Below are 20,976 nucleotides of genomic sequence, written 5' to 3' on the forward strand. Positions count from 1 at the left end.
ACCGCCCACCATCCCGCCGCCTGAGCCGTCTCGGTCGCGCGGATCGTCAGGTCACCTACAAAGGGGCCGTGGCTGCATACGCGACTCGGCTGCGGTCAGGCTCGTGCATCGACGCGTCCGTCCTGCCTCAACCCGATTCAACAACTCACAGGGCACAGGGTTGCGCTAGGCCCAGACGACGAGAGCTCTCGGTGCGAGGCCCCATTCCTGGTGTCCCAATGCTATTTGATGGAAACGAACCGACCTGGGATCGAATGTATCTCCATATGTGGACAAGGTCGCGGACTCCGATGACGGAGTGTACTGGTCAAGCAGTTTCCCCCTGCTCGAAAGCCGCAGGTCACTCTCTGAGGTGACGTCGCCAGCGGCTCAGGCCGCAAACAGATGATCCCATCGACTTTAATTTTACGAAAGGCAGCATAAGATATATTGACGGAAGCACGAACATCAACTATAATGAACCACGGTTGACTTTTCTTCAATACGACGAGGAGCGACATAGACGATGCCCAGCGAGTTGCCAGACTGGTTGGCCGACCTCGATGAGGAGGATCTACAGTTCATCAGACGGCTGGTCTTGGGTTCCGGCTCGCTCAAGGCGCTGGCTGAGGCGTATGGCGTCTCTTACCCAACGGTGCGGGCCCGCCTCGACCGGCTGATCGCGAAAGTCAAAGCGGCGGAGGATGCTTCGCCGTGGGACCCGTTCCGAAGACGAATCGCGATCCTCGTCGCCGATGGCAGGTTGGCGCCATCCGTGGCTCGGGAGTTGATCCGAGCGCACGCCGAGAGCGTGAACGGAAGTGAGAACGGAGGCAGAGTAGGTGAGCAATAGACCTATCATCATCGCATTTGCGGCGGTCGCGATTGGCGCGGCGTACGGCGCTCTCTCGACTGCGGACTGGCACTGGACGGTCTCTGCGCGGTGGGCATGGCTTCCTGGCACGCTCTGGGGAGTGCTGGTGGGCACATACGGAAGCATTGCCTGGCGTCTCGCGCGGATAGGTCGCGGGCGCAGCTGGGTGATGACCCTCGGTATGCTGCTGGTAGGGGCCTCTGCCGGCATGCTCGTAGGCGGCCTGGCTTTGCTGGCCATGCACCGGCCCTGGCACATCTGGTATACCTGGCTGCTGCCCGGCGTCCTCGGGTGCACGCTAGTACCTTACCGGCTCTCAGGCGTTCGCCGCGATTACGAGGCGGCGGAGATGCGCCGGATCTCGGCAAGCGACATTGTCTCGACCTAGCGAGGTCCATGCGCCAAGGGGATGCGCGCACGACCTGCGCTATCCCGCCAACGAACGCCGTCCGGGATAGCGTCGTGCGTGAGGCGAGCCCTGCGCTGATACGCAAATCTCTAAGAGGAGGCGTCATAAGTGAAAACTCGAACGCTGGTGCTGGTCGGTTGGGTCGTGGTCGGATTGGCCGTCCTGACGGTGGTGCTGATGAATGGCGGCAAGGTCACGCAAGCGCAGCGCGGCTCCGACAATCGAGTCGTGCTCGCTAATGGAATCACAGTTCTGATGTACCCCGTACCGGGAGCAGAGAAGGTGGCGCTTGTGTACTTCCACCCTGTTGGATTCCTCCACGAGCCGAAGGGCATGATTCAGGCGGCCCACTTGCTGGAGCACTTGGCGTGTCAAGGCGCGACGAAGAGCTACCAAGCCGGCGAGGCTATGCGCCTGTTGAACCAAGAGGGTATGGCGAATGCAGAGACCCTCTCAGACTTCACCTACTTCGACCATGTGCTTCCCCCAGGGCAGTTGGAGCCGGCGCTGCAGATCGCGGCGGAGCGACTAAGCAGTCTCAGAATCGTCCCTGAGATCATTCGCCAGGAAGCACCGAAGTGTCATCAGGAGGCCGACATTGTCGAGCGCAACCCGAGCGCGGGGATGCTGAAGCATGCCTTCATGGCGTTCGGTCAGGCGTGGCGCCACGGCGCGAGGGAGGTACAAGTGCGCGAGGGGCTTGAACGCATTCCCGTCGCGGACCTGGAGCGCTTCTATCGCGCCTCATACAATCCCCAAGGCGTGGTTGTAGTCTTGGCTGGCGCATTCGAGCGCGCCAAGGCGCTGGAGCTGGTCGAGAAGCACTTGGGCAGCATCAAACCCACCGGCGCAGCTGCGCCTCAACCGTTGCCGTGGTCACAGGTGCCTGAGGAGATGACGGTGCAGTGGGATAGCAGCGTCCGGGCGGTGTGCATCGGCTTTCCGCCGCCGGACGATGTCAAGGAGCGCTTTCTGCTCAACCTGTGGGGCAATCTGCTGTTTCAGAGGCTCATGACCGACACCCATATCCAGGCGGCGGCCGACGCGATGTACTGCACGAATTCGACGTGGGGGGTTGGGACGCTCCCCTTCTTCGTCTATGCAACCGCGAAGGCGAACGTGAGCGCTGAGCAACTTCAGCGACTGCTGGCCGCACGTGTGCGCAGCATCACAGCGGCGAAGCCCGGCTTGACCGAGATGATGCAGTTCCGTGCCATGGCATCCCAGTTCGCCCATCCCCCGGAGTTCAACGAGGGCTTCATCCGCCAGCAGGGCCAGGCGCTTGCGTCGCAGCTTGGCCGCAATCCTGATGAAGCAGCCGCGATGGTGATGGGGAACATGGCCATTCAAGCGGGCTTGCGTGAGTTGCTGCTGGGAACAGACTCAGCACAAGTTGCGAAGGCGCTCCAGGCGGTGACCGCCGACGACCTTCACCGCCTGCTGCGCCGGACCCTCGATCCATCCAGGGGCTTCGTCACCGTCCTGATGCCCATGGGTCAAGCAAGGTAGCGTACTGTGAATAATCCAGGCCAGACGCACGGCCTGTGAGGTGATTGGGCGCCAGTAGGGTGGGGACTCAGCCCCCCACCCGCAGGCCGCCCCAACTCCGAAGCCCAGGGGGACGGAGACGAAGCCTTCCGATCCCAAGGCGTTCTGACGGTGGCGGAGGAAAACGACCTGGGATCGAGACTCTCTCCGGCTGTGGACTGCAACGGCGGGCTCCGATGACAGAGCGTCTTCGAGTAGGGGATGCTGGTATCGAAACGCTCTCTCTCGTCCGGAGAGCGGTCTCAGCGTCCCTGAACCTCTACATTTGGCCCTATAATACCGGTTCGAGAGCAGGGCGATCGCGGGAGCAGCGGCGCGAAGTGTCCTATTGGCCTGTGACATGTGCGCAGAAGGCCCACCTGCCCCGCACAACGGGTGTCCCAAGCCCATGTGTAGCCGCTGCCTAAATGCCCGGTTTCTTTGCCACTTCGCGCTCATCAACAATAGGAGTGTTGCCAGGTAAGGGAATGCGATTGAGATCAATCACGGTCCCGTCGACATGCAGAACCACGTCGGTTCGCGCGCGAGCACAATACCCGGCGCGCTGGCCGGGCTGCAATGGACGCCATCCCTCCTCCTCCAAGCGGACGTACTCCGCCGGCTCGCCAGAGGGTAGTCGCACAATCTCGAGTTTGCGCGGTGGATTGGACGGGGGTACGAGGATTCTTAGATACGGTTTCGTGTAGAAATCGCCGGCCATCGCATGCGCTTCGATGGGTTTGAACGTCTTGAGCGTGAGCGGCGCGCCTGCGGTCTTGACCTTCAGCACCGCGGGCCAGAGGCGCTCGAATTCTTCACGGCTATCGAAGTGGATGTCGTACAAGACCTCTGCCGGTCCCCCCGTAAAGGGGCTAATCTCAAGCGCGCGGTGAAGATGCGCATTGAATTTTGGTGGCCAGGACTTCGGCCATGCCTTGACAGATCCGTAGCCGACAAGAGCCCACAGAGGAGCCACTGCAAGCGCTGTAACGACCCCGATCGCAACTACGCTGGCCACCCACGATCGTGAAAGGCCTGCGTCCGTCGCTGGCATGCCGACCAGCCGTCGAACCCGGCTGAGCAGCGATCCGTGCGTGGCGGTCAGCGCTGGCTGCGGCGCGGGGCAGCGAAGCTGCTCCAGCTCGGCCAGGGCGCGCGCATAGGTGACCGCATCCCCGCAGACGGCCACCGCCAGATCGTCGCAGCAGTGTTCCCGCTCCACGCGGATGCGATGTGATAGCCACCAGACCGCTGGATGGTAGAAGAGCAGGGTTTCCACCACGGTCTGTAACATGTTAACCAGGTAATCGCTGCGGCGGATGTGAGCCAGCTCGTGGGCGATCAGCGTCTCCAACTGCTCCGGCGTAAGGCCAGCCAGCGCACTGGGCGGCAGCAGGATCGCCGGCCGTAGCCAACCGATCACCATCGGGACTCTGGCCGCGGCCGACTCCAGTAGCCGCACCGGCCGGCTGACTTTCAGCCCTCGCGACAAGGTCGCAAGGGTCTGTCGCCAACGATCCTCGCTCAGCAGGACGCCTCGCCGCTTGCTGCGCACTATCCGACTCCATCCGATCAGCAGTCGGAGCGAGAGGGCGAACACGCCGATCATCCAGGCCGCGGCCACCCATGCCAGCCGCGCCTCGCCCCAGGCCCAAGCGCTGGTCAATCGCGCTCGCCAGCTCGGAGACGGTATCTTGGGAAGGTTGTGCAGTGCCGCAGCCGCAGGCGCGCGTGCGCTCGCCAGCGGAATCGGCTTAGACACCACCGGCGTCGTAGCTGGCGGCGGCTCACGACCTACCGTCACACTGACCGGCTGTGAGCTTTCCGACATGAGGACGAAAGTCACTATCGGGCAGGCCGCCATTACCGCCAGGACAGCCAGCAGTGCGGCATAGCGTGTAGCGGCCTTCGCCCGCCGCAAGCCGGCCAGGGCAACCAGCGCGAGGAGAGCGGCTGCCGCGCCCTGCCAGATGAAATGCACCAGCACCGAGCTCAGCTTCAGAACGGTAGGATCGTCGAGCAGCTTCATAATCCCACTCATTTCCGTCTCCCTTCGACCTCGTCGAGCAGCCGGCGGATCTCGTCCAGTTCCTCTGGTTTGGCCTTCTTATGTTCGAGAGCGCTAAGCACCAACTGTCTGGTTGACCCCTCGAAGACCCGCTCGAGTAGATCCCCAGCCAGTCTCCTCACAACTCTCTGCCGGCTGTGGCGTGGACGATAGACGTGCGCGCGCTGGCTTCTGTCGCACACTACCAGTCCCTTGTCCCTCATGATTTGCAGCGTCTTGAGAACGGTGGTGTAGCCGGCGCGCCTGCGCCGCGAAAGCGCCTCCATGACAGCTCTAACGGTGCTGGGTCCCTGATCCCAGAGGGTCTTCAGAATCTCCAGTTCGAGGTCCGTCGGTCGCCTCGTCGCCGGTGATGCCATTTCTGAACGCTCCTTCATGCCGCCGTGCTTGTCGGCCGGGCAGAACGCCGTGTCCGCTCTACCCGTGCTGTCTACGACTTCTTTCGTACGAAGGATTACCATTTACTGCTTGATCTGTCAAGGGCAAGTCGTAGCTACTGCGGCGGTCAAGCGGCGATGAGACCGGCTCGGGACACCCAGGCTGATCTCACATCCGCTGAGCCGACCGGCGGCGTCAATGCGCATCAACATACACCCGTTTGCACAGGATGCTGCTCGCAATCAGTCCAAGCACACAGACGTGGTCTCACGCAGGCTTGACAAGGACGCCTGACGCCATGAGCAACCGGTTTCTCAGGTCTCCCCTCCTCAAGACGCTTTTGCCCGACTGGTATGTGTTCCATCAGCCCTGTCCGTATCCGCCAGGTCTTGATGGACTCCTTTTCGATGGCTTCATCGAACGGTTGAAGGACACCTTCGATGCGATGGTGAAAGGGGAATCACGTCGGGGTGGGCCTCAGGCCCGGCCATAATGCACCGTGACACGACGGACAAAGGAGATGCATCATGAAGCCGATCACGCGGAGAACCTTTATCAAGACCTCGATTGCGGGCGCCGGATGGGTGGTCGCAGGGCTTCCCTCCGCTAAGATCGTCGGAGCCAACGACGATCTGCGCGTGGCCGTCGTCGGATTCCACGGTCAGGGCAGGTCACACGTCGGGCGCTGGGTCGGCATGGAAGGCGTGCGCTTGGTAGCGCTGTGCGACGTGGACGAATCGGTCCTCAATGGCATGGCGGCTCAGCTAGATCAGAATAACATCAGCGTCGAGAAGTACACCGATGTGAGGAGGCTGCTCGAGAACGACGAGATTGACGCAATCAGCATCGCCACGCCGAACCACTGGCATTCGCTGATAACGATCTGGGCGTGCCAGGCGGGCAAAGACGTCTATGTGGAGAAGCCTTGCAGTCACAACGTGTTCGAGGGACGCAAGTGCGTGGAGGCCGCCAGGAAATACAACCGGATCGTGCAGCACGGCACGCAGAATCGTGCCAGCTCGGACTGGGCGCGACAGATCGCCGTAGCTCAGAGCGGCAAATACGGGAAACTCCTGGTGTCCAAGGGCTACTGCTGCAAGCCGCGGTGGAGCATCGGCTTCAAGCCGATCGAAGATCCGCCCGAGCATCTTCACTTCGATCTGTGGCTCGGCCCAGCGCCGATGCAGCCGTATCACGGTAATCTCGTCCACTATAATTGGCACTGGTTCTGGGCCACGGGAAACGGCGATATAGGCAATCAGGGGGTCCACCAGATGGATATCGCTCGCTGGGCAATCAAGGGCGCCACGTTGCCCAGAAGCGTTGTCAGCATGGGCGGACGCTGGGTCGATGGCCCTGATTTCAAGGACCAGGGCGAGACTCCCAACATGGAGCTATCCGTGTTCGATTTCGGGGAGTCGCTGCTGGTCTTCGAAACCCGAGGTCTGGTGGGTAACCAATTAGGCGGGGTTTATTCGAACAAGGTGGCCAACGAGTTCTATCTCGAGGAGGGTGCGATCAAGGACGGTCAGTTCTTTCCCAAAGGGAGCGACCAAGGCGAGCCGCTGGCGGAAGTGGACTACCACGTCTACCCCAACTGGATCTTCGGGAACTTCATTGACTGCGTTCGCAGCCGCAAGCAGGAGGAGCTGAACGCCGATATCCTGGAGGGCCACTACTCCAGCGCCCTCTGCCACCTCGGCAACATCCCGTATCGCGTGGGAGAAGACGTCCCCTTCGAGGAGCGTCCAACGATTTTTCAGGAAAACGAGATCGTGAGCGACAGCATGCGCACGGTCCTCGAGAATACGGAGGCCCTCGGCGTGAAGCCGGAAGAGGCCACTTATCGCTTGGGCCCGAAGCTCGAATTCGATCCCGAGGCGGAGCGGTTCGTCAACAACCCGCAAGCGAACCAGCTCCTCACGAGAGAGTACCGCGATCCCTTCGTCGTGCCCAACAAGGTGTAAGACGCGTCCGCGCATCAGATGAGTCCTAGGGGTTGCTGAAAGGCGGCTCTCGCCGGTCTCTTTCTCTGTCCGGGAGCGACTGTGGTCTCGCAGTCGCTCCCGACTGGACCACGCCAACGCGCGACCCGTTGGCCGTCACAGGCAATGCGACGCGTCCGTTGGTGAATCACGCGGGGTGGGTGTCCCTGCGGGTGCGTCGTGTCCCGTCCGCGCGAACTTGCGATTGTCCTCACGCCTCGCTACCAGGGCTTGTGTCTGAGGCGCTTTCCGCCGCGCCGTAATCGGTTCCCTGTGCAAGGAGGCGGCGGGTCGAACCAACATGCCGCCCAAACCGAGGAAATCCGGACGAGACCCAGGAGTGCGACGCGAGATCAGTTGGGCGGGCGGCCGCCACAACGTGGACACAGGGCAGGCCTCGGCATCAACCGCGACACCGTTTGCCGGCAAACGCATTGCCTGGTTGTCTGACCGCTTGTTGCCCCGACGGCTTCGTGGTACAATCAACCCGCGGAGGACGGGCATCGAAGCGCTTGTCCAAGCCGGGCTCCGGCCTGGCGCCTAAGCCGATCAGCGAGGCAGCGCGCGTGATGTGCTTGGCGCGCGCCGGGATCGGCCGCAATCCGAGGAATGCGCGGTGACGCTGCCCCCGGAAGGAGGTGAAGCAAGGCCGCTCGGGGCATCGTGAGCGTTATGGTTCGATCTGATCGGACTATCGCTTTCGCATCACGCGGAGGAGGGACACGATGCGAACGAACCGCGGTTTTACCCTGATTGAGCTGCTGGTGGTGATCGCGATCATCGCGATCCTGGCCGCCATTCTGTTCCCCGTGTTCGCCCGAGCGCGGGAGGCGGCGAGAAAAGCCACCTGCCTATCCAACCTGAAGCAGATCGCTCTCGCGGCGATCATGTACGCCCAGGACTATGACGAGGTGCTGCCTAGCGCCAACGGCACCGGCTACGAGTGTACGTCGCACGCGGTGGAACCGGGAAACTCCTACATCACGATAGATGACGCCAACACGGCCGGGCTCGGCAGCACGGACTACTGGCAGTTGGGAGACGCGTTGCTGCCGTACGTCAAGAGCGTTGATCTGTTCAACTGCCCTACGCTGATCCGACGTGACGACCAGCAGGTGGTCGAAATCGTGGTGTTGACCGCGGGCCCCGCAGTGGGCGCGCGCAAGTTCGGGTGCGCCGCTATCCCCCCGGGTGACAACGACCGCTGGGACTTCGTTGGCTCCTACTGGTGGGGCTGCTGTCACTATCCCTCCGGGCCCGGCGTCTTGGCGTCGGACTACTGTGAGGAGCTGGGGGCGGTCTGGGACGCCGCCGTCTGGCTTCTGGGTTACGTCGATGACACGGACGACCCGGCGGAGTACTGGGCGTGCGGCAACGCGGTGGGCAACTTCGACGACCCGGTGTGGAAGCCGATGGCTGGCTGCAAATCGTACGGTGTTCACGAAGGTTACGGCTACGACTACATCAACGACCACGTGATCCCCGTGGAGATGGGCGGCGACCCACCGACGATCCCGATCTGTATGCCCGTCGCGTTCGTGGACGGCCACGTCAAGTACTACCGTGGCAGCTTCTACGAGACGATGATGCTGATGACGCAGCCCAACGAGATCCAGTAGGACACGGGCTGGTGATTCGTGACGTGCGTTTCGCCGGTGTGTGAAGCTTGAGAAGGCCAGCCCGTCTGAGTTCGTCTCTGGACGGGCCGGCCTTCTCGCTTCGAGATGCCTCGCGGTCGGACGACGCCGCCCCGGTCAGCCAGCCGCAGGACGACGGCGCGGAACCGGGGCGACTTCCCTGTTAGTTTAGTCCAAGGTCAGGAGGGACGGCGATGTTTGCGACAAGACGGCACATCCTAGCGTTGCTCACTGCTGCGGCGTTCGTGTGTCTGAACTCATGGGGTGCGCGGGCAGAGGAATCGGCGCCGGTGGCCGCCGAGGACATGCTGGCGCAGTACGTGAACGCCCCGGATCCGACGTGTCGGTGGGAGAAGGGGCCCGCGGCGTGGGACGATACGGGATCGCTCAGCGACATCCTGCTGACTTCGCAGACGTGGCGCGGGATCACATGGAAGCACTTGCTGCGACTTGCCATACCCGCCGAGGTCAAGTATCCGGGCTGGATGCTGCTCTACATCACCGGCGGCTCCGGCGAGGCAAGGCCGGGGAGGCGGGAAGGCCAGGACGCCGAGGCGATCGCCATTGCTCGCGCGATCGAAGCGCCGGTGGCCGTGTTGTACCGCGTGCCCAATCAGCCTCTGTTCGACGGCATGGTCGAGGATGAGATTATCTCCTACACGTTCCAGAACTACATGATGGATGCCGACCCGACCTGGCCGCTCCTGTTTCCGATGACCAAGAGCGCGGCGCGAGCGATGGACGCCCTGCAACAATACGCCAAGCGGGAGTGGCAGCAGGAGATCCACAGTTTCGTGGTGTTCGGCCATTCGAAGCGGGGCTGGACGACGTGGCTGACGGCGGCGGCGGACCGCGGCAAGCGGGTCAAGGCAATCGCCCCCGCGGTGTTTGACAACCTCAACATACGCGAGCAGATGCCGCACCAGGTAGAGCTGTGGGGCGCGTATAGCGAGGAGATTGATGACTATTCGTCCAAGGGCCTGACTGAATTGCTCGACACGCCACGAGGTCGGATGCTGGTGACGTCGGTTGACCCCTACACCTTCAGGGCGAATCTAACCATGCCGAAGTTGATCCTCAACGGCTCCAATGACCCGTACTGGGCGACGGACGCCCTCAACTATTACTGGGATGACCTGGTGGGCCCGAAGTACGTGCTCTATGCGCCGAACCGCGGCCACGGGATCATGGGATCCGAGTGCGTCCCGAACACCCTTAGCGCCTTCTTCCGCACCGTGGCGGCGGGCAAGGCCATGCCGGAGATCTCCTGGACCAGACAGGTCGAAGGCGATACAGTAACACTCACCATCAAGGCCCCACAGGCAACCGGCGCGCGGGCGTGGGCGGCAACCGCCGATGATTTGGACTTTCGCCCTCAGACGTGGCGGTCAACCGAGATGGCGGGCGGCAACGGGGTCTTCACAGTCACCATCGCGCGGCCGGCGGACAAGAACATCGCAGTCTTCGGGGAGGCAGACTTCACGGCTGACGGTAGGGCCTTTACTCTGTCGACCCAGAATGCGATCCTGAAGAAGTAGTGTCGATCCTCAGCGTCCGCGGGGAATCTCTGACTAGGCCGGCCTGGTGTGGAGCGTCCGTGCTCCGACGCAACCGCCACGTCATGCATGCCGGTCGCTGCGCGGGCGCGATACGCCAAAGGCTTATTTACCCTTGCTCAGAGGACAGTAAGTCACATCCGTCCGAGGCGGACAAGTCCGGCGCGGACTGCTGAGTCACATCAGCCGGCGCATTGAAGTACACCTCAGGCGTCCCTGATCCCGCATCTCGTAGTTCCGGCGAGCTTGCGATAGTCATCACGCGCAACCACGTCGTCCGTGCCTGGAGTGCCGCTGTGCCGCGCCGGGACTGCCGGCGCTCTTTGGGCACAGGGATGCCCTTCGCCGCAGAGCAAGCGCTTCATTGCGGCACAGTCATTGAGGTACCAAGAGGACTGACTTCGGCGCGCATGGAATGGCCATCCGCCAAGTCGGAATCGCGCCATTGCGCTGACGGCCGACGGAGACAAGGCTGGTGAGAGTGTCGACGGTTGTTGCCGCCGTAGTGGTAGTCGCTTTGGCTGGAATCGTGTGTGCCCGTCAGGCGCCTGTGTACGGTCGGGCTGGCGCGGGCGGGGGCGCGTTCACTGGTGCGAGGATACCCCAGGGGCGCTCGATGATTCCGCGCCAGGCTTTGGATCGCCCGGCACCGCCATCACGTGCTGATTCCCCCAACGCCATGAGGAGCAATACGATGAGACTGCACGAGACACGCTGGAAGGTTGACGGCAGACCTGTGCTTGGCACTTACGCCGGCGGGCCGGACAAGCTGGAGGATCTTCGGCATATCCGCGACGCGGGAATGAACGTCGTGCTTGCCGGCGAGGTCGAGTTGAACCCCGAGACGCCCGCGGGCGCGTTCTGCCTCGACAACGGCATCAAGGTCATGCACCACCTGACCCAGTTTGTCTATCACGGAGTCAGGCTCCGCGATGCGATCACGGCGGATCAAACGACGATTCCGCTCTTCTTCGCCAGCAGCGTTCCGGGACGGAAATCGCGGGTCGTCCAGGTTGACGATGAGATGATCCACTACCAGCGCATAACTGAGGCGGGGCTTGAGGGTTGTCAGCGTGGGTATGGCGACACGAAGCCGGCCGCACACCGGGAGGGCATTATCCTGTTCTGGCCTGAGGCATGCGCGGCGGAGGTCGCGCGGGTGAAGGACTCGCCCAACCTCTGGGGCTACTACGTGCTCGACGACAGCCCGGGTGATGCCGCGTCGGCGCTGCGCGCGTTGTATCAGGTGGTGCAGAAGGTGGACCCCGGTGGTCGCCACCCGGTGTGCGCCGGGTTTGGCGATGCCGGTTCGGTTATCAACCTGGTGCCGGGCAGTTGCGACATCATGCTCATCTACTGGTATCCCGTAAGCAGGTCCGGATATGACCGCGAGCGCACGGCGGCGGAGGTGCAGCACATGCTGACCACCGCGCGCCGGCGGGTGCCGGGCATCGAGTTCATGGGCGTGTACCAGGCGTTCGACGGCGCCCCCGGCGGAACGGGGCAGGGGGTACCGACCGCTGACCAGCTTCGAGAGCAACTCGAGGACTTCATCCGCGAGGGCGCCTGCGGGCTCGTCGCCTTCATCACTCACGCGACGGGCCTGCCGGGCTGGGCCGACATGCCGGAGCTAAGATCCACCATCAAGCAGGCCAACCAGGAGATAGTGGCCACCGGGGGCCTAGAGGTGAGACCCGAGACGGATTCCATGAAGCGAAATCGCATTCAGCCCGAGGGGCACTGGGAGCACCCGCGGCCGGTGCCGGGCGTCGTGCCCGCCTGGTACGCTGTGGGGCCCTTCGAGGATACGGAAGGGAAGGTGCTTGACGCGGTCTTTCCCCCGGACCAGGGGATTGACCCGAACGGCGTCTACCCGGTGAAGTTCGGTTCGGCCACGTGGCGCGTACGCGAGACGACCTGCGGGGTGCTGGGCTTGTCCGACCTCTACGGGCACTTCGAGCACGGCCTGGAGTACGCATTCTGCGACGTGACCAGTCCACACGAACAGACGGTGCAGATGCGCGTTTGCTCGGATGATGACGCTGTAGTCCGTCTGAACGGGAAGGAAGTATATCGCTTCGACGGCAACCGGGGGCTCGAATACGACAAGGACACCGTCCGGATGACGCTGCCTGCCGGCACGTCGCGGATCGAGGCTAAGATCTACAATCGCGGAGGCATCTGGGGACTGATCATGCGGTTCACCGACCTAGATGGGCGGCCAGTCGAGGGGCTACAATTCTCGCCGGACGCCGGCTGAGGACGCCTTGTGCTTGCCACATCGCGATGACACATCCGTGATAAGGCTGGTTTCGTCAAGCGCTTGATGCGGTCAAATCAAAGAGTCAATCGGGCTGCACTCCCGGTGTCCCTGCTCTTGCATCTTGTGGCCCTGACGAGCTTGCGATAATCCTCGCGCCTGGCCACAAAGGTCCGTCCCTCAAGTGGTTTTCGGCGCGCCAAGATGGGCTTTCTGTGGGCGCGCACGGCCATGATGTACCGGCCTCATGGGCGCCTGACCGGCACAGACGGTCTCACGTGGGCTTGATCGGTGCATCCGTTCCGAAAGACGGCGAGGACATTCAGGAATTGATGTCAGGCGTGTGCGACTGTGCATCGCTCTGGGAGACCGCCTACCAGTTGAACCTTTTCGCGAAGTCCGCGTCTTTCTAATTGAGAGGAAACCGAGGAGGCATCGTTGTCTTCAAGTAGAGATCTGGTACGAACCGAGCTCCTCGCCATCCGATACGCGCGAGGAGACGATGAAGCCATGGGTGAGCTGGCCTCAATCTGGCAGAACCCCCTCTACTACTACGTACGGCGTCTTGCTCGAGACGAAGAGGACACCTTGGACATTATGCAGGACACGTGGGTGCTGGTCATTCGGAGATTCAGGCAGCTGCGGAACCCGGCCGCCTTCCCCGCGTGGCTCTTCAAGATCGCTCGGAATGTCGCACACAGCCATACCCGCAAGAGCCGGCGCCAGGAAATCGGTGCTGAGGACGAACCCGTACCCCAAAGGATGCAGGAAGAAAGCAGCGACCCGCTGGCCGAATTCACCGCGGAAGACGTTCATCGCGCACTGGGAAAACTCACTATGGCACACCGCGACTGTCTCACGCTACACTTCATTGAAGGGTTTTCACTCCTGGAAGTGAGCCAGATCGCGGGCGTCCCGCTCGGGACAGTCAAGTCGAGGCTCTACCATGCCAAGAAATGCCTTCGTCGCGCACTGGAAGAGGAGGTCAACCGAGATGAATGACACAGAGCGGAGGGAGGACATTCTGCAACTCGACGCGATCCCGGCAGATCTCAGAGACAGACTGCGACGGCAAGTCATGGGCATGCTCCACCAACCCTTGAGCCTATGGGAACGATTGCTGCTTGCCTGGGTTGCCGTGTTGATGGTGGGCCTCGCGGTTTTCTGCGCTCTGATGCTGTTTAGAACCGACTTGGCTGCATCGCAGCGCTTCTACCTGGTTGTGACGCTGCCGCTTGCTGGCGTGGTCGCCGTCTGGTCCTTCCACACACTGAGGCGAGGCACCCGTCGCCCGATGAAGGACGATGTACTTGTCGAAGGTGCGGCATGGCTGTTTTTCGTGATCGTCGTGTGCTGGGAGCTCATCACTGGCCGCGGGGAAAGTGCGGTCGTGGCGATTATAGTGGCCATTGTCTTGGTTGGCTTCCCTATTACGTGGGGCCGCGTAAGGACGTCGGAGCTGCGCATCCGTGAGACAGTATTGCGTATCGCATTACATTCCCTGGACAGTGGGGGAAACGCCGACCGAGGAGCCAGGCAATATGGCAAGAGCAACACGGAGACACCGAGAGACGCGGCATAGGTTCGGGTTGGCCCGCGCGTACTTGTCAGCCCCGCTTGACCCCTGTCCCCCCGACCCCCCGAAGAATGCCGTCAGGGCGAATCCTGGCGGTCTGATCGCCTTTGGTTCCGCCGCTCAGCCCTGCTATCCTGTATTGTATGGACTTCGTGGGCAATCTGTTCTCGGACGTCTCTCGTGTACCGGCCTCACGGGCGCCTGACCGGCACTTGTGGTCCAGACGAGCTTGCGATAGTTCTCACGCCTGGCCACAAAGGTCCGTACCTGCAGCGCGTTTCGGCGCCTCAGCATCCCCTCCCGGCGGCGGAGTCGAGCAGGAACACTCGCCCTGCTTGCCCAAAATGGCTAGGGCCGTTGCGCGGCCATCCCGGCGCCAAAGGCGCTCAGGGACTGTAGCACTCTGTGCATTCCGACAGCGGCGAGAACACGTACCTGCTGCGCGCAACACGCGGGCAGGTTCACACCACAAAGGGGAGCGTGCGATGCGAATACTACTGCGATTGGCGGCCTGCGCGGCCCTTCTGGCAGCCTGCCTGGGGATGGCGCAGGGCAGTCTCATAGACGAGAGCCTGCAGGCGCTGCGTGCCGGGCCCGACCCCGGGGATCACTTCTCGTTCGTGGTGGTGGCGGACACCCACGCCGGGCTGACACCGGACGAGAGCGTCACGCTGCGGGCGAACATGCGCGAGATCGCCCTGCTCCGCCCGGAGCTGGTGCTCGCCGCGGGCGACCTCATCAAGGGCTCGGCCATCGACACCCTGGACCGGGAGTTCGCCCAGGCCTGGTCCGACAGCAAGCTCTGCGGCGCCCCGTTCTTCCCCGTCCCCGGCAACCACGACACCGCCGGCCCGGAGACCTCCGCCCTCTGGGAGAAGCTCTACGGCCCGCTCCGCTATTCCTTCGACCGGGGCAATGTCCACTTCGTGGGGCTCAACACCATGGAGGCCGGCGGCCTGCAGTCTCCGGCCGTGCTCGCCTGGCTCGAGGCCGACCTCGCCGCCGCCACGGCCAAGCATGTCGTCGTCTTCCAGCACGACCCGGGCTGGGCCCGCGACTGGCCCCGCTGGCAGCCCATCCACGATATCCTGCGCCAGTACCCGGTGCGGCTGGTGGTGGCCGGGCACTGGCACAGCTACCACAAGTTCGACCCCGTGGACGGCATCCACTATCTGGTCATCCCCGCCGTGAACGGCATCACCCCCCAGGTGACCCCCGCGCAAATGGAGGAAGGCCGTTTCTCCGGCTACCTGCTGGTCAACGTGCGCGGGGACGAGATCTCCTACGCTCCCATCCGCGCCGGCAGCATCTACCCGCCCGATGTTTCGCTGATGCGTAACACGCTCGAGCGCGAGCGGCTGCGCCGGCAGGCGGTGCAGGCCCCGGTGATCGGCTACACCTTCGGCCGCCCCGTCCAGCGAGCCATCCGGGTGAAGATATCCAACCCCTACCCCAAGCCCCTCGCATCCACGCTCACCTGGGAAACCGAGGGCAAGTGGCAGATCACGCCGCGCTCCGCCAAATACCTGGCGCCCGCCAATGGCGACACCTCCCTCACGTTCGCGGTGCGCGCTCCGGCGGACGGCGTGATGTACCCCACGCCCGTCTATTCCACCGAATACCTCTACGGCCCGGATCAGGCGAAGAAGCTGCTCGTGCGCGGCCGGCTGGAGCTGCGGCCGTCGTTTGCCGTGGTCAAAGCCGCCCGCCCGGTCGTGGTGGACGGCAGGCTCGACGAGTGGCGGGGCGTGCCCGGCGCACCGCTAAGGTATGCATCGCGCATTAGCATCACGGAGGTGGACAACCTCTCCGCCGAGGTGCAGTGGCAGTGGGACGAGAGCAAGCTCTACCTGGCGGTGACCGTGCGGGACAACGTCTTCTACCAGCCCTACACCGGCGACGGGGTGTGGCAGGCCGACTGTCTGGAGATGACCTTCGACCCGGCGGCCGACGGCAACGCCCAGGGCCACCGCGGGGACGACAGCGACTTCAGCATGGCCCGCGTCACCGATGGCTGCCAGGCCTGGGTTGCCCGTTCACCGGACGGCTTCGAAGGCGTGGCCCAGGATATCCCGCTGGCCGTGGAGCGCAGCGGCAACTACACCCTGTACGAGTTCGCCATTCCCGCCTCCCGGCTGGGCCTTACTGGCCTGGAGGCAGGCAAGCACGTCGGCCACAGCCTGGCGGTACAGGATCTGGACGGCAACGTCCCGGGCAAGCGGCACTGGTGGGTGGAGTTGCTGCCCGGGGTCGGCGGGGGCTCGTACCCGTGCCCGCTCTTCGAACTGGTGCTCAAGTAGGAATCAAGGTAGCGCAGGCGTCCCGCCCGCGAGGCTCTTGGGCGCGCGGTTCGCAACGGCGCGGTGTGTCCCGGGGATTGTTGTCCCTGGCAAGTGGCAATGAGGCGCCTCTACGGGTGCTCCAGGCTTGCTTCGGATCTGCTCACATGGCCCCACCTGGCGCCGGTCAGGGGTGAATGAGACCATCGGGCGGTCGCTCAACAAGCTTGGTGCGACGACAGATGGTCGCCTCGACATGACGAGTTCGACGCCAGGGCCATTGCAGCAGGGAAGCAACTGCTTAGGGATAATACCGCCCTGGAGGCGTGCGCACTTGGGCGCTGGAAGGAGCACGGGTGATCGAGGTCAGGGAACTGGGGCCTGAGGCGACGGGGCAAATCGACCTAATCCCTATCAGCTTCCGGGTCGAGTCGGTCCTCGATGTCGAGGAGATCGATGGCGGCCTCGGTGGGCTGCTTCTGAGAGAGAGGAAGCTGGACCAACCATATGTGAAGGACTACGACAGCGACGAGGATGAGAGGCCCACCCGATGGGCGGGCCGGTTCGACGTCTCGAACTGGGGCTTCTTCTTCGCACTCAGCGGGGACGACCCGGTAGGGGCAGCTACCACAGCATTTCGTTCCCCGGGCGTGCACATGCTTGAGGGAGCTGCTGACCTCGTCGTGCTGTGGGACATCCGTATGCACCCGGACTGGCGGAGGCAAGGTATTGGCAGCAAGCTGTTCGAGCGCGTGGTGGACTGGGGCCGGCGGCAGGGCTGTCGGCAGCTGAAGATCGAGACGCAGAATATCAACGTGCCTGCATGCCGGTTCTACGCAAGTCGTGGCTGCCGCCTGGAGGCGATCATCCGCCGCGCGTACCGGGAACCGCAGGTCGCGCACGAAGCGATGCTGCTCTGGTATCTCGATCTCTGAGCGCCCGTTGGGAAACTGAGACAGCCGTGAGCCGGCACCCAGGGCGGCCCGGACCGCGGAACGGAGAATCGTACGTCGCCTCGGAGGGGGACTAGCATCGAGAGTGGTAACGTTCAGGGGGCAGGTCACTGCCCCGCCAAGGAGGAAGCAATGGTAACAACGTTTCGTAAGATCTGCATAATGACGTGCGCGGTCGGACTGATCCTCTCTGCCATCGCCGTCGCAGAGGAGCTCAAACCCATCGAGCTTCCCAAGCCTCGTACCGAAGGCGGCATGCCCCTGATGGAGGCCTTGAAGGCGCGGCAGACTAACCGGTCATTTAGCCCGCAGAAGCTGCCGGAGCAGGTCCTCTCGGATCTCCTCTGGGCGGCGTGCGGGGTCAACAGGCCCGATGTGGGAAAGCGCACCGCACCCAGCGCGATGAACTGGCAGGAGGTCGATGTCTACGTCGCCTTGGCCGACGGGGTCTACCTCTACGACACGAAGGCTCACCGGCTGGAGCCGGTGTTGGCCGACGACCTCCGCGTCATGACGGGAACCCAAGGCTTCGTGAAGGATGTGCCGGTCAACCTGGTGTACGTGGCGGATCTAGCGAGGATGAAGGGAGCGAGCGACAGGGACAAGGTCTTCTACTCCGCCGCCGACACAGGCTTCATCGCTCAGAACGTCTATCTCTACTGTGCCTCAGAAGGCTTGGCGACGGTGGTGAGAGGCTTGGTCAACAGGCCCGCCCTGAAGGATGCTTTCAATCTGCGCCCAGACCAAGAGGTCATCCTGGCGCAGTCCGTAGGCTATCCCAAGGAGTCAGAGTAGCGTTCGTCGTTCCTTGCCAAGATCCGATCCGCAGCCCGAAGGATACGAAGCAAGCTCAGAGGTGCCGGTCATCAGCGTTGATGGGACGAATCGGGGGGTGAACTAAGGCACAGTCCGGGTGTCCCTGCTCTTGCATGGTTCCGTCCGCGCGACCTTTCGGGAGTCCTCGCGCCTGGCCGCGAAGGTCCGTACCTGAGGCGCTTTTCTGCGCGCCAGGATCGCTTCCCTGTGCCACGAAAGGACGGAGTATACCGGTCTCACGGGCGCCTGACCGCCACAAGGTGTCCCACTGCGATTCAACAACGGCAGCCTGTTCCAGGAAAGCCTATTCTGCAGTGATCTCGGTCCAGGCGACGGCAGTGCGGCCTGCCAGGTCACAGGTGGCCGATCTCAGCCTGTAGGTGCCTGGCTTCTCCAGCACGCACGCGGTCTCTATCAGGTAGCCTGATTCTCGTTTCGACACCTTGCAGCCCGGCGGTTCTGGATTCAGGACGGCGTAGTCATACTCCTCAGGACCGTAGAGCTCGAAGAGGACCACATCATTCACGCAGACGCCGTGCGTGTTCGCTCCAGGGGTGTAATACAGGGGGGCATCACCTTGAATGGCCTCGACTCGAATGGTTACGCGGCAGGGCGCCTGGAGCTTGGTCTGGCTCCAACTTACTTTGAGCTGAGGCGCAGTGCCCTCTGGGCGCTCGGGGATCCTGGCGCCATCTAGCACCGTTGTTTCCTCTCGGCCTCGCACCTCGACCTTGCCATCCTCTCTCACCCGGATCACTTCCCTGTAGCCCGAGAGATCCACGTCTCCCATGTCCCACAGAAGGTCGAAGGCTATCCCGAGCCTCAGGCATCTCTCTATCTCCGTGAAGAAGTTCCCCATGACCCTCCTGTAGGTGGCGCCCGCACCGTTCACCCTCTCGAGGTTAAGCTCGCCAACACCCCAGAGATTCCCTCGCCCCAGATCCACGTGGCCGAGATTGTACCCAGGTGGCAGGAGGATCACTGCCTCTGCCGCTGATCGGAGTGCCTCCAGGTCCCGGTCTGGGTTAGTCCTGACATGGTTCATCAGGTTTCTCGAGAGGGCCAGCACCTCTCCGAAGGGCACGCAAGCCAGCTCATGGCTGTCCCAGTAGAAGAATCGGGTGGCGCCCAAGGTGTAAGCGTGGGTTTGAAGCCATGGCGCGTCTGATCGGTCGACTTGGCCATAGATGCTCATCCCCCACTGCTTCCCTGTGGCTCTGGCGGCTCCGCGAAGGTATCCATAGATGATGGAGGCCAGGTTCCTGGGGTCATCGATAGGGAGCTGGCACCCATAGCACATGTTCATCTCAGGAAGCGTCCTTCGCGTGCCGACTCGCCCGGGTGGCTCGAAGACAATTGCGTTGGGGGGTCCCGCAGGATCCTTAGCGAGCTGGTAGATCGCCGAGCTCACCATGGTCTCCCACGTGTAGAGGTTCTGCTGATGGAACACCATGTCGCCAAGGTTTACGTCCTCCCGGGCCTTCAGGCCCGCGATCAGCCGCGTCGCAGCGCCCTTCTCCTGCTGCTCATCGAAGAGAGCCGTGAACTCCCTTAAGGCGATCTGCGGGCTAATCTCTCGCCTGAATGTCTCATCCTCAGCCAGGCGGGGACGTATCACATGGTCCCGCGTGTGAACCATGGGCTCATCGTAGAAGATGGTCGGTCCCAGGTAATTGCTGCGGTACAGGTGTTCAGGGAAACGGATCTCGTGCGGCGCTAACCCCCAATAGAAGACAGGGCTATCTTCTACCCACTTTGCCTGCTCGGCGTTCACGTTAACGCACGTGATCCCGTGGGCGAGCATGGTCCCGTAGTCCTCCTCGGTGAGCGGCACCAGCTCGTAGTCCGAATTATCGAAACGCCGCGTCTCGTCCCTCTGGCGCGTGTTGTGGGGCGGACCGATGAGCACATCGGGCAAGAGCTCCAGTGTCCTGCAGGCAGGGAGTTTCAGATCGGCGGTTCCGCGATTCTCACGGACCAGCTTGTAGCCATGTCCCAAGAAGGTCACTTGGTCTGGGAAACCGGCGTCCAAGCTCTCGTCACCTCTAGAGCGGGGGAGCAGGTAGGGCCACGCGCCGAGACAGGGCAGCACAGGGCGTCCTGTGAAGGCATCTCTGAACTCCAGGGCCTCGCGCTTTCCCTCCTGGAACACGTAGCGGGCGATGACGTGCTCGGACGCGGCGAGATCGCTTGGCGGGTACGAACGGGCGAGAAGCCAAAGGGAGAAGGATCGGCCGTCGGCTTTGTCGGCCCGAATAGCCATCCACTGCTGTTCATCGGTGACCTGGCCAAAGGAGACCGTGAAGTTCTCCACAGTGGTTCCGTGGAAAGGGGCGGATCCTTGTAAACGGTATTCTCCCTGAAGACCAGGTTCTCCCAGGGGTGTGATTGGAGACGCCATTTCGACCTCCTCTACGGCTGCAGCCACCAGGCATCATAATCGGGACGATTGTGGGTCCTCAGCAACGATGGGCAGATTCGGGGGTGAATTGAGTTGCAGTTCCGGCGCCCCTGCTCTTGCGTCCTGTGGGCCTGACGAGCTTGCGATAGTTCCCATGCCTGGTCACATAGGTCTGTACCTGAAGCGCCCTTCTCCGTGCCAGGATCGCTTCCCTGAGGCCCCGGCCACAAAGCAGGGAACACCCCGCCTCATTCCCCCGGAGTGCAACCTCCAAAATG

The 20,976-nt window shown here is 62.9% G+C and carries 15 protein-coding genes; 12 read left to right on the forward strand and 3 right to left on the reverse strand.

The window, feature by feature from the left end; all coding sequences use genetic code 11:
• Nucleotides 1-505: 505 nt before the first annotated feature.
• From JSV65_05770 to JSV65_05780, 3 genes are all read left to right on the forward strand, one after another.
• Nucleotides 506-832 carry a DUF2089 family protein gene (locus JSV65_05770; protein ID UCH35861.1) on the forward strand — a complete coding sequence of 109 codons (327 nt, stop codon included), beginning with the start codon at nucleotides 506-508 and terminating at the stop codon, nucleotides 830-832.
• Nucleotides 822-1,241: a hypothetical protein gene (locus JSV65_05775; GenBank protein ID UCH35862.1), complete on the forward strand. Its 420-nt coding sequence runs from the start codon at nucleotides 822-824 to the stop codon at nucleotides 1,239-1,241. The genes JSV65_05770 and JSV65_05775 overlap by 11 nt, the downstream gene beginning before the upstream one ends.
• 129 nt (nucleotides 1,242-1,370) lie before the next feature.
• Nucleotides 1,371-2,771: an insulinase family protein gene (locus JSV65_05780; protein ID UCH35863.1), complete on the forward strand. Its 1,401-nt coding sequence runs from the start codon at nucleotides 1,371-1,373 to the stop codon at nucleotides 2,769-2,771.
• Between the two features lie 442 nt (nucleotides 2,772-3,213).
• Here JSV65_05780 and JSV65_05785 read toward each other — a convergent pair whose 3' ends face one another.
• Complete coding sequence (locus JSV65_05785) at nucleotides 3,214-4,818, reverse strand: M48 family metalloprotease (GenBank protein ID UCH35864.1); 1,605 nt, start codon at nucleotides 4,816-4,818, stop codon at nucleotides 3,214-3,216.
• Nucleotides 4,819-4,826: 8 nt separating this feature from the next.
• Complete coding sequence (locus JSV65_05790) at nucleotides 4,827-5,216, reverse strand: BlaI/MecI/CopY family transcriptional regulator (GenBank protein UCH36707.1); 390 nt, start codon at nucleotides 5,214-5,216, stop codon at nucleotides 4,827-4,829.
• A gap of 546 nt (nucleotides 5,217-5,762) precedes the next feature.
• Here JSV65_05790 and JSV65_05795 point away from each other — a divergent pair.
• The 9 genes from JSV65_05795 to JSV65_05835 all read left to right on the forward strand — a co-directional run bounded on the left by JSV65_05795 (nucleotide 5,763) and on the right by JSV65_05835 (nucleotide 18,276).
• Entirely contained in the window at nucleotides 5,763-7,202 is a 1,440-nt protein-coding gene (locus JSV65_05795; protein ID UCH35865.1) for a Gfo/Idh/MocA family oxidoreductase, read from the forward strand.
• 743 nt (nucleotides 7,203-7,945) lie between these two features.
• Entirely contained in the window at nucleotides 7,946-8,839 is an 894-nt protein-coding gene (locus JSV65_05800) for a DUF1559 domain-containing protein (protein UCH35866.1), read from the forward strand.
• 212 nt (nucleotides 8,840-9,051) lie between these two features.
• On the forward strand, nucleotides 9,052-10,395 hold the full coding sequence (locus tag JSV65_05805) for a phenylacetic acid degradation protein (GenBank protein ID UCH35867.1): 1,344 nt from the start codon (nucleotides 9,052-9,054) through the stop codon (nucleotides 10,393-10,395).
• Nucleotides 10,396-11,107: 712 nt separating this feature from the next.
• Nucleotides 11,108-12,673 (forward strand): hypothetical protein, encoded by a 1,566-nt coding sequence (locus JSV65_05810; protein ID UCH35868.1) that lies wholly within the window; start codon nucleotides 11,108-11,110, stop codon nucleotides 12,671-12,673.
• 510 nt (nucleotides 12,674-13,183) lie between these two features.
• Nucleotides 13,184-13,675: an RNA polymerase sigma factor gene (locus JSV65_05815; GenBank protein ID UCH35869.1), complete on the forward strand. Its 492-nt coding sequence runs from the start codon at nucleotides 13,184-13,186 to the stop codon at nucleotides 13,673-13,675.
• Nucleotides 13,668-14,255, forward strand: a complete 588-nt coding sequence (locus JSV65_05820) for a hypothetical protein (protein UCH35870.1) — start codon at nucleotides 13,668-13,670, stop codon at nucleotides 14,253-14,255. Before JSV65_05815 ends, JSV65_05820 begins: the two co-directional genes overlap by 8 nt.
• A 479-nt stretch (nucleotides 14,256-14,734) precedes the next feature.
• Nucleotides 14,735-16,549 carry a metallophosphoesterase gene (locus JSV65_05825; protein UCH35871.1) on the forward strand — a complete coding sequence of 605 codons (1,815 nt, stop codon included), beginning with the start codon at nucleotides 14,735-14,737 and terminating at the stop codon, nucleotides 16,547-16,549.
• 335 nt (nucleotides 16,550-16,884) lie between these two features.
• Nucleotides 16,885-17,463, forward strand: a complete 579-nt coding sequence (locus tag JSV65_05830; protein UCH35872.1) for a GNAT family N-acetyltransferase — start codon at nucleotides 16,885-16,887, stop codon at nucleotides 17,461-17,463.
• A gap of 180 nt (nucleotides 17,464-17,643) precedes the next feature.
• A complete protein-coding gene (locus JSV65_05835; protein ID UCH36708.1) occupies nucleotides 17,644-18,276 on the forward strand; it encodes a nitroreductase family protein in 633 nt (210 codons plus the stop codon).
• Between the two features lie 325 nt (nucleotides 18,277-18,601).
• On the opposite strand, the gene JSV65_05840 is transcribed toward JSV65_05835, so the two are convergent.
• Entirely contained in the window at nucleotides 18,602-20,611 is a 2,010-nt protein-coding gene (locus tag JSV65_05840) for a hypothetical protein (GenBank protein UCH35873.1), read from the reverse strand.
• Nucleotides 20,612-20,976 lie beyond the last annotated feature (365 nt).

It is taken from the genome of Armatimonadota bacterium, assembly GCA_020354555.1.
Taxonomy (GTDB): domain Bacteria; phylum Armatimonadota; class Hebobacteria.